Raw genomic sequence first — 13,706 nt, 5'->3', positions numbered from 1 at the left:
CACGGCCCGATGAGGGAAAAACGCTTGTTGAACGTCCTGATCGTCGATGACGACGAACCCGTGCGCTGGCGCCTGCAGCGCATCGTCTCGCAAGTGCACGCGCAGGCGCTGTGCACGCAGGCCGACTCGCTGGCGCAGGCGCGGGCGCAGTCGGCGCTGCAGCGCTTCGATCTCGCGCTGGTCGACGTCGGCCTGCCCGACGGCAGCGGCATCGAGTTCGTGGAGTGGATGCAGACGCATGCGCCGAAGACCGAGACGGTGATCGTCTCCAGCCTCGGCGACGACGCGACGGTGCTGCGCGCCATTCGCGGCGGCGCGACCGGCTACCTGCTGAAGAACGGCGAGGACGTGGAGCTGGAGCTCTCGCTGCGCAGCATGCAGCGCGGCGGCGCGCCGATCGACCCGGTGATCGCGCGTCGCATCCTGCACCTGGTGGCCGCACCGCCGGCCGCGCAGGTGGTTAGGATTGCGGCCGCCCCGCCAGCGGACACAGGCCTGCTCAGCGAACGCGAGATCGAGGTGCTCGAACTGGTGGCCCAGGGACAAAGCAACCGCGAGATCGCGCAAAGCCTGCACATCTCGGTCAACACCGTCGAATGCCACGCCAAGAACATCTATCGCAAGCTCGTCGTGCGCTCGCGTGCTGCGGCCGTCCACAGCGCCCGCGGGCGCGGCCTGCTGCCCTGATCCTGCTCGGCCGCATGCAGCAGCTGCTGCTGGGCCTGCTGCTTTTCTTCCTGTTCGCCGGCCTGCCGCCAGCCGCGGCCGGCGGGCTGCCCGGCTTCGAGCGCATCGAGGCCGTACGCGCGGACCCGACGGCTCCCGACACGCCGCCCGCCGAGGGCTGGGCCACGGTGACGCTGCCCGACGCCTGGGCCGAGCGCTGGCCGGCGCACGATGGCATGGTGTGGTATCGCCTGCGGTGGAACGAGCCCGCCGCAGCCGGCGAGCCTTCACCCCGGGGCCTCGCGATGGACTATCTCTCGATGGCCGGCGCGATCTACGTCAACGGCACCCTGCTGGCGCAGGACACGCAGCTCGAGGAGCCGCTGTCACGCAGCTGGAACTATCCGCGCCACTGGCTGCTGAGCGCGCCCCTGCTGCGCTCCGGGCCCAACGAGCTGCTGGTGCGCGTCTCGGGCCTCGCGGCCTATGCCCCCGGCCTCGGCCAGGTGACGGTGGACCAGCCGGCCGCGGCCGAGGCGCACTACCGGCACGAGCAGCTGATCCGGCAGTCGCTGCACATGCTGAGCTTGGGCATCACGCTCGCGATGGGCGTGCTCTACGGCCTGTTCTGGCTGCTGCGGCGCAACGAGACCTTCTACGGCTGGTTCAGCCTGTTCTCGCTGCTGTGGGTGCCGGTGGGCTACAACTACGTCGCGCGCGACACCTGGCCCTTCGGCAGCACCCACGCCTACCAGGCCGTCAACATGTCCGCCCTGGTGCTGAGCATCGCTGCCTTCCTCATGTTCGCCCTGCGCTTCTGCGATCTGCAACGGCGCCGCGCCGTGCGGCTCATCGGGGGCGCCATCGGCCTGACCACGACCGCCCTGTGGCTTGCGCCGCACGCGCTGCTGTCGCCGGTTCGCGACGCCGCGGTCGTGATGGCGCTGGCGACCTACGCGCTGAGTGTCTGGATCATCTGCCGGCACGCGCTGGCCTCGGGCAAGCGCGAGGTGCAGGCGTTGGCGCTGTGCACCCTGCTGCCGCTGGCCGCCGGCACGCACGACGTGCTCGTGTTCCACAACGTGCTGGCCACCAATCTCTACTACACGCCCTGGTCCTCCAGCGCGATGCTGGTGGGCATCTCCTTCGTGCTGACCTGGCGCTTCGTGGTCGGCATGCGCCTGGTCGAGCATTTCAACGCCGAGCTGCGGCACCACGTGGAGGACGCCACCCGGCGCCTGTCCTCGGTGCTGCACCGCGAGCACGCGACGGAACTGGAGAACACGCGCCTGGCCGAGCGCATGAACCTGGTGCGCGACCTGCACGACGGCCTGGGCATGACGCTCAGCGGCCACATCGCCTCGCTCGAGAACCGCAGCGCGGCCGGGCATGACACCGCGCTGTGGGCGCTCAAGGAAGTGCGCGACGACCTGCGCCTGATCATCGAAAGCTCGTCGCTGGGCGATGCGGACCGCTTGTCGGAACGCCTGGCGCCGCTGCGCCACCGCAGCACGCGCGTGCTGGAGGCCGCAGGCATCGAATGCACCTGGGCGCTGCGCGGGCTGGACCAGTGCCGCCTTGACGACCGCCGCGGGCTCGACTTCCTGCGCCTGCTGCAGGAGGCGCTGGCCAACGTGCTCAAGCACAGCCGCGCCTCGAAGGTGCGCGTCGGCATCGACGCGGCCGACGGGCAGCTCTCGCTCTCGGTGGCGGACGACGGCAGTGGCTTCGCCGGCGGCGGGGACGCGCACGGCGGCATGGGCCTTCGCAACATGGAGGCGCGCGCGCGCCGGCTGAACGGCACGCTGGACATCCGCTCGACACCCGATGGCACCACGGTCGCGCTGCGCTTTCCAATCCAACTGCCGGCTGGCGTGGCGATCGCGGGATGATGCAGCCATGCGCGCCCGATCCAAGCCCACAAGAGCCCGGCCGGCCCGACCGCGTGCGAACTTGAGGCCATGTCGGAGGGCGGCCTACCCACGAACACGCCGGCGGTCGGCTGAGGCATCGACTGCAACGCTTGCGCAAGCCCAAAGTTCCGACGCGCTGCGCAGCTCCGGGCGCCGGTCGTCGGTGGCCATGCGCTGACTGCCTCAGAGACCGAGCAGGGTGCGGCCTTCGTCGGCCAGCAGGTCGTGCGTCTCCGGGTGCGCGCGCATGTAGGCCGCGAACACAGGGCACTGCGGAATGACGCGCAGGCCACGCTCGCGCGCGGAGGTCAAGCCCGCGAGCACCAGTTGCCTGGCGAGGCCCTGGCCTTGGAGTGCCTCGGGAACCAGGGTGTGGACGAAAGTGATGACGTCGCCCGCCAGGGCGTAGATCGCGACCGCGCGTTCGCCTTGCGATGCGAACTCGAAACGGTGCTTCGACGGGTTGTCTTGAACGGAAGGAGAAGGAGGCGTGGTCATGAAGATGGTCCCGAGTGGGGAGAGGAGGCGTCAGTGCATGCGCCGCGGACGCCGCGCAGTCTGGGACGTAGTGGCACCGGCCTTGGCATGGTTCCCGAAGCGATGGACCAGGTGGGCACAGATCGCGATCGCCAGATGCTCGCTCACCGCCGAGCCTGCACGCTGCGGCCCATCGAGCAGGGCCAGCACCGCCGCGCCCAGGCTTCCCATGACCGGATCGACCAACCCCGGGGGCAGGCAATGCCGATCACACGCGCCAGGCCCGCCGCATCGGTCATGGCAGGTGATGCGCGTAGCAACGAACGGCGCCTTCAGTGCCGGCAGCATGACGAGAGCGGGCACGGAAGGCAACTCGAAGTACCGTCCCAGGAGGTCGCCGTAAGCGCCTTGCATGCCCGCGTCCAGCGAACGATCAGGCTTGAATGAACGCGAGCAGGTCAGCGTTCACCTGGTCCTTGTGGGTGGTGCAGGTGGCGTGCGGCGCGCCTGCGTAGACCTTGAGCTGGCTGCCCTTGATCATTTCGGCCGCAAGCCGGGCGGTGGCCTCGATAGGCACGACCTGGTCGTCGTCGCCGTGGATCACGAGCGTGGGCACGTCGATCCTGGCCATGTCGGGGCGGAAGTCGGTTTCCGAGAACGCGGTCACGCAGTCGAGGGTGGCCTTGATCGAGGCCTGCAGCGCGATCTGCAGCGTCTGCTTGAAGATGCCCTGCGACACCTTGGCGCCGGCGCGGTTGGTGCCGTAGAAGAGCGTACTGAAGTCGTCGAGGAACTGCGGACGATCGGCAGCCAGCCCGGCGCGGATGCCTGCGAACACCGACGCGTCGGGGCCCACGGGGTGGTCGGCCGTCTTCATGAACAGCGGCGTCACGGCACTGATGAGTGCGAGCTTGGCCACTCGGGCGCTGCCCTTGCGCGCGATGTAGCGCGTCACGTCGCCGCCGCCCATCGAGAAGCCCACGAGGATCACGTCCTTCAGGTCGAGCTTCTCGATCAGCTCGGCGATGTCGTCGGCGAAAGTGTCGTAGTCATAGCCTGTCCACGGCTGGCTCGACCGGCCGAAACCGCGGCGGTCGAATGCGATCACGCGGTAGCCGCGCTCTGCGAAGAACAGCATCTGGGCGTCCCACATGTCCGCGCTGAGCGGCCAGCCGTGGCTGAAGAGAATGGGCTGGCCCGAGCCCCAGTCCTTGTAGTAGAGCTCGGTGCCGTCGCGCAATGTGAGTGTGGTCATGGTTTTCCTGGGGAGTGAAAGGGAAGGTCCTTGGTTGTCAGAGAGAAAGAAAGTGATGCACCTCGGGCTTGCCCGGGCCGATGTGGAAACGTATAGCCTCGCCTTGCAGGTCGGCGTCGGCATGCGACACGCGGTGGTGCTGGCGCAGGTGCTCGGCCCACGACTCGACGAGGAACCACTCCACGATGCGCTTGGCATCGCCCGTGTGCTCGGTGATGCCCCAGGCGTAGGCGCCGTCGCGGCGGCGCTCAAGCGAGAGCCGCTTCATCACGGCCAGGAACGCCGGGCGGTCGTCCTTGCGGATGCGGTATTCGACCTGAATCATCACGGGCCCGCGGTCGTGCGCAACAGGCTCGGCAACAAGCGGTTCGGGCCAGTGGTTGGAGGGCTGCAGATCGGCCTCGCCTGCCGGCAGCCGCACGCGATGGAACAGCACCGCCGCCACCAGAAGCCCCACCGCGCCCACCAGCAGCGTGGCCGGCACGCCGACCTGCTGCGCGACCAGGCCCCAGCCCAGGCTGCCTGCGGCCATGGCGCCGTTGAACACGGTCAGGTACACCGCCAACCCGCGCCCGCGCACCCAGTTCGGCAGGATGGACTGCGCCACGCCGTTGAGCGTGGTCAGCGCGATGATCCAGCCCAGCCCCAGCACCAACAGTAGCAGCACAGCGAGCCATTGCGGCGGCGCGAACGCGAGGCTGCCCATGACGGCCGCGGTGAGCACGGACGCCAGCAGGATGAGCCCGTCCGCATCGAGCCGCGCGCGCAGCCGCGGCATGACCAGCGCACCGGCGATCGCGCCGGCTCCTACCGCGCCCAGCAGGATGCCGTAGAAGCCGGCCGTGCCGCCGAGCATCTGGCGCGCCACCAGCGGCAGCAGGGCCCAGACCGAGCTGGCGAACAGGAAGAACACGGCGGCGCGCAGCAGCACCACGTGTAGCTCCTTGCTGGCGCGCGTGTAGCGCAGGCCGGCGCGGAAGGCGCCGAGAAAATTCTCGGACAGGCCGCTGTCGATCACCGCCGGGCGCTTCCACCACAGCAGCGCCGCGATCACGAACGCATAGCTCAGCACATCGACCCCGTAGGTGACCGCCGCACCGAAGCTCGCGAGGATCAGGCCGCCCGCGGCCGGGCCGATGGAGCGGGCGATGTTGATGCCGAGCGAGTTCAGCGCCACCGCACTCTTCAGCTCGGCGCGCGGCACGAGCTCGGGCACGATCGACTGCCAGGTCGGCCCCATCAGCGCGGCGCCGATGCCGCCCACGAAGGTCAGCGCGATGAGGTACTCGACCGTGAGCGCGCCGGTGTGCGAGAGCACCAGCAACGTGCCGCTCACGGCCGCGAGCACCAGCTGCACGAAGATCAGGAAACGGCGCCGATCGAGAATGTCGGAGAGCACGCCGGCCGGTATCGCCAACAGGAAGATCGGCAGCGTGGCCGCGGTCTGGACCAGCGCCACCGCGGTCGGGTTCGCCGAGAGGTCGGTCACCAGCCACGAGCTCGCCACGTCGCGCATGAAGCTGCCGATGTTGCCGAGCACGGTGGCGGCCCACAACACCGCGAACACCGGCTGGCGCAGCGGCGCGAAGGCCCCGGGCTGGGTTGGCGACGCAACCGCGCTGGGCTGAGGTTCAGACATGGGCACGCTCCCGCAGGTCGTGCCAGGCCACCAGCAGGAAGCCCCCGACCAGGCCCAGGTGCTCGAAGAAGGAATTGGCGGCCATGAAGCGCTCCGGCTGCGGCATCTCCCAGAACCGCAACGCGACGAAGGTCGCGAACAGCGTGAAGCCGCCCAGCGCCAGCGCACCGAGCCAGCGGAAGAAGCCAGTGAGGATGAGCGCCGAGGCGCCCAGTTCCAGCACGATGACCGCCACGGCCAGCGGTGCCGCGGGCGCCAGGCCGAAGTGGTTCATCTCCGCGATGGCGGCGTCGAAATCCACGGCCTTGTTGAAGCCGCCCTGCAGGTAGGCGGCGCATAACAGCAGCAATGCAATCCAGCGCAGCACGGGGCCGGTTGTCCAGCGCATCGTCATCAGACCGCCCAGCAGGCGCAGCCGAGCGCGCCCCAGAAGCTCTTGAGATCGGCAATCGGCAGCTTGCTGCTCCACGCCGTCGCATGCTGGTGGCCGTGCACGTTGCAGTTGTTGGCGCAGGCACAGGACATGGCCGCGTGGCGCATCGCCTTTTGCAGCGGTGCGCCCTCGGCGTCGCCCCAGCCGCCATAGCCGCCGAAGCTGCGCACCGGCGACCAGTCGGGCATCGCGGGCGATGGAGTGCCCTCGTCGTGCGCCTGGAGCGGCCCCGCAGCGTACACCACCTTGCCGCCGACCATGGTCAGCAGCGCCGTGGTGTCGGCGATCTCCGATTCCGGGCAGGCGAAGAAGTCGCGGTCGGGCACCACCAGGTCGGCCAGCATGCCGGGCTCGATGCGGCCCTTCTTGCCGACCTCGTTGGAAAACCAGGTCACGTTCTCCGTCCACATGCGCAGCGCGGCCTCGCGGTCGAGGCAGTTGCGCTGCGGATAGAGCTGCATGCCGCCGACGGTCTTGCCCGTGACCAGCCACGACAGCGACACCCACGGGTTGTACGAGGCGACGCGCGTGGCGTCGGTGCCGGCCGACACCTTCACGCCCTTCTCGAGCATGCGCTTGACCGGCGGTGTGGCCTCGGCCGCGCCGGGGCCGTAGCGCTCGACGAAGTACTCGCCCTGGTAGGCCATGCGATGCTGCACCGCGATGCCGCCACCCAGCGCGGCGATTCGATCGATCGACTTCTCGGAGATCGTTTCGCAATGGTCGAAGAACCAGTTCAGGCCGGCGAGCGGCGTGTCGCGGTTGACCTTCTCGAAGACGTCGAGTGCGCGGTCAATGGTCTCGTCGTAGGTCGCATGCAAGCGCCACGGCCATTTGTTCTGTACCAGCACGCGCACCACCTCCTCAAGCTCGCCTTCCATCTCGGGCGCCATGTCAGGCCGCGGCTGGCGGAAGTCCTCGAAGTCGGCGGCCGAGAACGCCAGCATCTCGCCGGCGCCGTTGTGGCGGAAGTAGTCGTCGCCCTGCTTGTACTTCGACGTGGCGGTCCAGTTGAGGAAATCCTGCTTCTCCTGCTTCGGCTTCTGGGTGAAGAGGTTGTAGGCGAGGCGGATGGTGAGCTGGCCGGCGTCGGCCAGCTGCTGGATCACTTGGTAGTCCTCGGGAAAATTCTGGAAACCGCCGCCCGCGTCGATCGCACCGGTCACGCCAAGGCGGTTGAGCTCGCGCATGAAGTGGCGCGTCGAGTTAAGTTGGTATTCGAAAGGCAGCTTCGGTCCCTTGGCCAACGTGGCATAGAGAATCGACGCGTTGGGCTTCGCCAGCAGCAGGCCGGTGGGATTGCCGGCGCTGTCGCGCACGATCTCGCCGCCGGGTGGTGCCGGCGTGTCCTTCGTGTAGCCAACGGCCCGCAGCGCAGCGCCGTTGAGCAGCGCACGGTCGTACAGGTGCAGCAGGAACACCGGCGTGTCGGGCGCCACCGCGTTGAGCTCTTCGATGGTCGGCAGGCGCTTCTCCACGAACTGGTGCTCGGTGAAGCCGCCCACCACGCGCACCCATTGCGGCGCGGGCGTGATGGCGACTTGGCGCTTGAGCATCGCCATGGCATCGGCCAGGCTGCGCACGCCGTCCCAGCGCAGCTCGAGGTTGAAGTTGAGGCCGCCGCGAATGATGTGCAGGTGGTTATCGATCAGGCCCGGCAGCACGCGCCTGCCCTGCAGGTCGATCACGCGGGAATTGCTGCCCGCCAGCGGCAGGATGTCGTGCGCGCGGCCGACACGGGTGAAGCGGCCGTCCTTGATGGCTACCGCATCGGCCGTGGGGTTGGCGCGGGCTAGCGTAGTGAAGCGGCCGTTGTGCAGGATCAGGTCGGGGGCGGTGGTGCCTGCCATGTCGGGTGTCCTTGGAGGGTTGGGTTGGGCCATTGCCGTACCAGCTAGCGCGGCGCCAAGCGTGCCGAGGCACAGCCGGCGGCGCTGTTCGTCGAATGAATCGCTCATGTGTCTTTGCGGGGTGTGGCGGCCGGGCCCACATTGGCGCATTGTGGCAACTCGCCGAACACATGCGGCTTGACCTGGTGCTGCAGCCAGGAGGTGGCCACAGCATCGGGCTTGATCACGCTCTTGATGAGCGGCGGGATCTGCTCGCCGAGCAGGATCCCGAGAAGCCCCACGAGGGCGATGACCGGCGGGGCCGGCGAGCGCACCTGGAACAGTGCGTAGATCACACCGACCAGCAGGCCGAGCGCGAGCGACAGGACGTAGGGCTTCATCTTGTTCACCGCGGCGTTCAGCCTTCGTGCGCGCCGAACATCGTCTTGGCGTAGGTCACGCCCAGGCCGTAGGCGCCGCCGACCTTCTTCGCGATGCCGGTGGTCAGCTCGTAGGTGTCGCCACGGGCCCAGTCGCGCTGCAACTCGAGCAGGTACTGCAGCGAGGTCATCGGCTGCGCGCCGGCCTGCACCATGCGTTCCATCGCGCGGTTGTGCGCCTCGGCCGACACGTCGCCGCAGGCGTCGGCGATCACGTACACCTCGAAGCCCTGGTCGAGCGCCGACAGCGCCGGCCCGACGATGCACACGCTAGTCCACAGGCCCGCCAGCACGATGCGCGGCTTGCCGATCTGATTCACGCGGTCGATCACGGCGGCGTCTTCCCAGGTGTTCATCGAGGTGCGGTCGAGCATCTTCTGGCCCGGGAAGGCGTCGGCGATCTCGCTGAACATCGGGCCCGAGAAGCTCTTCTCGGCCACCGTCGTCAGGATGGTCGAGACCTTGAAGCCGGCCGCGGCCTGCGCCACCAGCGCAGCGTTGTTGCGCAGGTTCACCGCGTCGATCGAGTGCGTGGCAAAGGCCATCTGCGACTGGAAGTCGATCATCACCAGCGTGTGGTCGGTGGGGGTGAGCAGCTTGGCGCCGGCGGTGGGGGTGGCTTTGAGGGACATGAGGTACTCCGTTTCAACGATTGGATAAAAATGAAAAAAAGAACAGGGGATCGGTGGTGACATGCATCCTCGTTTCGGCAAGCCTGCGTGTCTTGTCAATTAGTGAGACCGTTTGGACATTTGCCGTCCGCGACGGCCGAAGGTGCATGCGTTGTCAGAAGGAAGGCAGCTCGTTCGGGCGCAGGTGGAACACCAGCACCTCGGCGCCCTCGCCGCGCGCCAAGTCGAGCCGGTCTTCGTGGCGCACACGCGCACCGTCGCCCTCGGCCAGCTGCTGTCCGTTGGCTTCGACGCTGCCGCGCGCCACATGCACATAGGCATGGCGGTCGGGGCCGAGCGTGAGCGACGCGGATTCTTCGCCGTCGAACAGGCCGGCATAGACGCGGGCGTCCTGGTGCACCGCGAGCGAGCCGTCGGCGCCTTCGGGCGAGACGATCAGCCGCAGGCGACCACGCTTTTCTTCGGGGGCGAAGTGCACCTGCTGGTAGCGGGGCGCCACGCCCTTGGCGTTCGGCACGATCCAGATCTGCAGGAAGTGCAGCGGGTCGGTGGCCGACGAATTGAACTCGCTATGCCGCACGCCAGTGCCCGCGCTCATCATCTGCACGTCGCCGGGGCGGATCACGGAGCCCGTGCCCATCGAGTCCTTGTGCTCGAGCGCGCCATCGAGCACGTACGAGAAGATTTCCATGTCGCGGTGCGGATGGGTGCCGAAGCCGCCGCCGGGATTCACGCGGTCGTCGTTGATCACCAGCAGGTCCGAAAAGCCCTGTTGTGCGGGATCGTGGTAGTGGCCGAAGGAAAAGGTGTGGCGAGACTTCAGCCAGCCGAAATCAGCGATTCCGCGGTCGTTGGCGCTGCGAACTTCCAACATGATTCATTCCTTTCTGGTTCTGTGAATTCGATCGAATTCACGATGGCCTCGAAGCGAACTGCGAGCCATGTCGAAATCTTCTTTCTTTCCACGGCACCAGTTGGCGAATCTTTTCGACGTCTATGATCGAAGTTTTCGATCATTGATTCTGCAAGGTATCGCGTGCTCAAACTCAGCCTGGAAGCCATCGAGGTCGTCGATGCCATCGCGCGCCACGGCTCTTTCGCCGCGGCCGCCGCCCGCCTGAACAAGGTGCCCTCCACGATCTCGTACGCCGTGGGCAAGCTCGAACAGCAGCTGGGCATGCTGCTGTTCGAGCGCAACGGGCCGCGCGTGAGCCTCACCGCGGCTGGCGAGGAAATGCTCAAGGAGGGGCGCTGGCTGCTTGGCGCCGCCAGCGATCTGGAATCTCGCATGCGGCAGATCGCCACCGGCTTCGAATCGGAGCTGCGGCTGGTGCATGACTCGCTGATCCCGACGCAGGCGCTCATCGACGACGTGCGGGCCTTCGAGAACCTACGCTGCGGTACGCGGCTGCGCATCGGCTGCGAGGCGCTCACCGGGAGCTGGGAGGCGTTGCGCGAGGAGCGCGCAGACGTGGTCATCGCCGCAGGCGAAGGGCCGGCCGGCGGGGGCTACCAGTGCGTCATGGTGGGCAGCCTCGAGTTCGCGTTCTGCGTCGCACCGACGCATCCGCTGACCCGGCTTGACCGCCCGCTGCATCGCGGCGACTTGCTGGAGCACAACGCCATTGTGGTGAGCGACAGCGCGCGCACCCTGTCCGACCGCACGGTGGGACTGCTCTCCGGCCAGCAGCGCATCGCGGTCCCGTCGATGGCCGCGAAGATCGCCTGCCAGATGGCTGGCCTGGGACACGGCTTTCTGCCTCGCGCCTGCATCCAGAGCGAACTGGCGCGCGGCACCCTGGTGGAACTCGCCACCGAAGAGCCCCGCGCGCCCGAGGCATTCTGGCTTGCCTGGAAGACAGGCGCCAACGGCCAGGCGCTGCAATGGTGGGTGAAGCAGTTGAACCGGCCGCTGGTGCCCGCGCTGCTTCCGCGATCCGGCTGGATCTCCTGACGCCGCGGCGCGACGGGCGGATCGATCGGCTCGGCTGCGGCGCCAGTGTGCCGGCGATGTGCCGGTGCGCGCCGAGAACACCCGCGTCAGGTGGCTCTGGTCGGCAATGCCGCAGGCCGAGGCCACCTGCGCGATGGACAGACCGGGGTTGCGCAGCAGGCGCTGCGCCGCCTCGACGCGCTGGCGCACCAGCCACGCGTGCGGTGTCTGCCCGGTGGTCTGCTTGAATGCCTTACCGAAGTGGCTGCGCGACAGCGTGCATTCGCGCGAACTCCTCGTCAGTGACGGCGAAGATGTCGTACACGCAGTTCGCTGCGCCATCGATGACTTGAATGTTCTTCATGGAAAGCTCGTGGTCGAGGTCGACCTCGAAGGTCTGCTTGGCCGGGAGCGCGATGCCGCAGTCGCTCCAGGGAGCTGCCATCGGCTTGTGCGTCAAACGGTCACGCGCTGGCAAGACGGGCACACCGGCCGATCGCTTCGCCTTGGGTTCGGCAATCGAATGGCATGCCCAATAGACGCCTCGATCAGAGATCTCAGTTTGCTCGGAGATCTCCAACGCGTCGTCCACCTCGATACCGAGGTACCTCACGGGAGATAGTCGAGCTTGGAATGACCAAGCAGCAACTGCACAGCACGCAGGTTCTAGCGCGCCGGTAGGTCAACGTCGCCTTGGTTCGCCGCATCGAATGCGTGCCGTAGTCTGCGGGATCAAGTCCAAGATCCTCGACCCAGCCCTCGAGGATTCGAGCGAACTGCCGTGTCCCCAGATGTGGTGAGGCGTGGAAGCGGCTTGGGAAAACGAAATCCTCAGATTTCAGCCCTGCTTGCTTGATCCACTTCTGCACAGCTTCCCGTGTCGCTTGCGTGATCTCGAACTGGACAGGGCGCTGGGTCTTGTGTTGCATCACCACGGCGCGCGTTGCCACCTGGTCGCCGTGGCAGATGTCCCGGACCTTGAGACTGACGAGGTCACAGCCACGCAACTTGCTGTCGATGCCCAGATTGAAGAGAGCAAGCTCGCGCACCCGGTTTTCCATCTGGAGGCGCGCTCGAAGTGCCCAGATGTCCTTGACCTTGAACGGGGCCTTCTGGCCGACGATCTTGCCCTTGTTCCATGGCTCGCGGCAAGCAGCGTTGACATTGGTTCCCATGATGGACTCCTATCAAGTTGAGGACCATCAAAGATGCACCTCTGAGAGAATCAAAACGCTTGGACTGGAGCAAGGCGGCAGACGAATCAAGGACGAGCGACTGCCGTGCGGTGGGGGCGTGGTCGGCCCAGCTCTCACGTCGAAAGTCAGCTTCCCGGCTCAGCTACGAACTCACCGTCTCGGCCAGGAGCGGACATCGGCGGTGCGTGCGCAATCCGCCGAATTCGGAGCCGCCGGCGGCACCGCGCACGCTTAGAGCTACGAGTGGGAGCCCAAATCAGCCAGAAAATCCCGAGCGCGCTCTGACGAGTTGGAGACAAGATTCATGGCCTGGGTAGCGGCCAAAGCAACCCGAGGACGAGCGCTTTTATCCAGGTCGCCGACAGCTGTTGTGAGCCAGTCTGGAAACTTCTCCATCAACGCGTCAATCAGCACCATGGCCTGTCGGCGGTCCTTGTCTGCCTTGAGCGCGCGCGACGGGTCGCGAAGCGTGCTGACGATGAGCTTGTGAACGGCAAACCTTGCGGGGTCCGGCATCATCACCGGGACCACATGTTCTTTGCCTAGGACGAAACCACGCGTCGCGTTTGAAACCAGATAGCCGAAGTATGGCAGGCCCGTCGCGTGTGCTCGTATCTCAGGCAAGGGCTTCGTTTCGTACGCCTCGGAACCCGGCACGAGCAGGTCAACCTTGAGTGGCCGACCGCGGGCCTTGAAGGCGGTTGGAGGCTTCCGCGGGTCCAACTCCGGAACCTCGAAGAAGGGAACGCCACTGTCACGCAGGATGTCGAGAAAGCTGCGGTCCTGGGGAATGGCCACCGAGATTGCCCCGGCGCTTCCAATGTCGATGTCCTCTGTCGCATAGTTCGCAGCTAGCCGAACGCCTAGGCTGTTCAGGAGCGCGCCGAACGCATGAGAGCCGACGAGAAGCCCGCCGTGGCTGAAGATTCCGGCATTGAAGAGCGTAGCGAGGGTTAGCGCCGAAGAGTTGTCCGCGGCAGCAAAGCCCGCCTTGCGCAGAAGCTGGACGTCGGCGGCGAGCTCGCGCATCTCAGCGCTCTCGAGGCGCTTCTCCTCGAGCGCAGCATCGGTACGAGGGTCTCCCGCACGCCCCAGCGAGGATTCCTTGTGTTTTCCTGACGCTAGGTACACCCGCCAGTAGAGGTATGTCTTGCCGGCAACAGTCTTCTGGGCTGCGGACCCGGGAGAGTGCAGCGGGATGTGGGACTGCGCGCTGGCGCGCTCGCTGACAGAGGAATACAGCGTCTGTAGTGCGTCATTGTGGAAGCTGGCCATGGCTGATAATTATACCTT

General features: G+C 67.0%; 13 protein-coding genes and 2 pseudogenes. 3 read left to right on the top strand and 12 right to left on the bottom strand.

The window, feature by feature from the left end; all coding sequences use genetic code 11:
- Positions 1 to 24 precede the first annotated feature (24 nt).
- Both BLS74_RS29815 and BLS74_RS29810 read left to right on the top strand, forming a co-directional pair.
- Positions 25 to 687 (top strand): response regulator transcription factor, encoded by a 663-nt coding sequence (locus tag BLS74_RS29815; protein WP_244504079.1) that lies wholly within the window; start codon positions 25 to 27, stop codon positions 685 to 687.
- 14 nt (positions 688 to 701) lie between these two features.
- Positions 702 to 2,558, top strand: a complete 1,857-nt coding sequence (locus BLS74_RS29810; protein ID WP_170855770.1) for a sensor histidine kinase — start codon at positions 702 to 704, stop codon at positions 2,556 to 2,558.
- 204 nt (positions 2,559 to 2,762) lie between these two features.
- Here the strand turns inward: BLS74_RS29810 and BLS74_RS29805 are convergent, their stop codons facing one another.
- The 9 genes from BLS74_RS29805 to BLS74_RS29765 form a co-directional block, all read right to left on the bottom strand.
- The gene (locus BLS74_RS29805; protein ID WP_093110980.1) at positions 2,763 to 3,077 is read right to left on the bottom strand and encodes a GNAT family N-acetyltransferase; all 315 of its coding nucleotides are present in this window, start codon (positions 3,075 to 3,077) and stop codon (positions 2,763 to 2,765) included.
- A gap of 30 nt (positions 3,078 to 3,107) precedes the next feature.
- Positions 3,108 to 3,470: a hypothetical protein gene (locus BLS74_RS29800; RefSeq protein WP_212733723.1), complete on the bottom strand. Its 363-nt coding sequence runs from the start codon at positions 3,468 to 3,470 to the stop codon at positions 3,108 to 3,110.
- Positions 3,471 to 3,489: 19 nt separating this feature from the next.
- Positions 3,490 to 4,311 (bottom strand): alpha/beta fold hydrolase, encoded by an 822-nt coding sequence (locus BLS74_RS29795; RefSeq protein ID WP_093110978.1) that lies wholly within the window; start codon positions 4,309 to 4,311, stop codon positions 3,490 to 3,492.
- A 37-nt stretch (positions 4,312 to 4,348) separates the two neighbouring features.
- Positions 4,349 to 5,950 (bottom strand): MFS transporter, encoded by a 1,602-nt coding sequence (locus BLS74_RS29790; protein ID WP_093110976.1) that lies wholly within the window; start codon positions 5,948 to 5,950, stop codon positions 4,349 to 4,351.
- On the bottom strand, positions 5,943 to 6,338 hold the full coding sequence (locus BLS74_RS29785; RefSeq protein ID WP_093111013.1) for a DoxX family protein: 396 nt from the start codon (positions 6,336 to 6,338) through the stop codon (positions 5,943 to 5,945). Before BLS74_RS29785 ends, BLS74_RS29790 begins: the two co-directional genes overlap by 8 nt.
- Before the next feature lie 5 nt (positions 6,339 to 6,343).
- Positions 6,344 to 8,233, bottom strand: coding sequence for an amidohydrolase (locus BLS74_RS29780; protein ID WP_212733722.1), 1,890 nt, complete (start codon positions 8,231 to 8,233; stop codon positions 6,344 to 6,346).
- 104 nt (positions 8,234 to 8,337) lie between these two features.
- Positions 8,338 to 8,613, bottom strand: coding sequence for a DUF1427 family protein (locus BLS74_RS29775; RefSeq protein ID WP_093111011.1), 276 nt, complete (start codon positions 8,611 to 8,613; stop codon positions 8,338 to 8,340).
- A gap of 17 nt (positions 8,614 to 8,630) precedes the next feature.
- Complete coding sequence (locus BLS74_RS29770) at positions 8,631 to 9,284, bottom strand: hydrolase (RefSeq protein WP_093110972.1); 654 nt, start codon at positions 9,282 to 9,284, stop codon at positions 8,631 to 8,633.
- Positions 9,285 to 9,438: 154 nt separating this feature from the next.
- Positions 9,439 to 10,158: a pirin family protein gene (locus BLS74_RS29765; RefSeq protein ID WP_093110970.1), complete on the bottom strand. Its 720-nt coding sequence runs from the start codon at positions 10,156 to 10,158 to the stop codon at positions 9,439 to 9,441.
- A gap of 162 nt (positions 10,159 to 10,320) precedes the next feature.
- Between BLS74_RS29765 and BLS74_RS29760 the strand changes: the two genes are divergently transcribed.
- A complete protein-coding gene (locus BLS74_RS29760) occupies positions 10,321 to 11,238 on the top strand; it encodes a LysR family transcriptional regulator (RefSeq protein ID WP_093110968.1) in 918 nt (305 codons plus the stop codon).
- A gap of 48 nt (positions 11,239 to 11,286) precedes the next feature.
- Here the strand turns inward: BLS74_RS29760 and BLS74_RS29755 are convergent.
- From BLS74_RS29755 to BLS74_RS29745, 3 genes and pseudogenes are all read right to left on the bottom strand, one after another.
- Positions 11,287 to 11,559: pseudogene (locus tag BLS74_RS29755) on the bottom strand (helix-turn-helix transcriptional regulator); the annotation flags it as partial.
- Between the two features lie 211 nt (positions 11,560 to 11,770).
- Positions 11,771 to 12,392: pseudogene (locus tag BLS74_RS29750) on the bottom strand (tyrosine-type recombinase/integrase); the annotation flags it as partial.
- 258 nt (positions 12,393 to 12,650) lie between these two features.
- On the bottom strand, positions 12,651 to 13,688 hold the full coding sequence (locus BLS74_RS29745; protein WP_093110966.1) for a GSU2403 family nucleotidyltransferase fold protein: 1,038 nt from the start codon (positions 13,686 to 13,688) through the stop codon (positions 12,651 to 12,653).
- Between the last annotated feature and the right edge of the window lie 18 nt (positions 13,689 to 13,706).

Source organism: Variovorax sp. CF079 (assembly GCF_900101545.1).
Lineage (GTDB): Bacteria > Pseudomonadota > Gammaproteobacteria > Burkholderiales > Burkholderiaceae_C > Variovorax.
This window is presented reverse-complemented; position numbering and strand designations above follow the sequence as displayed.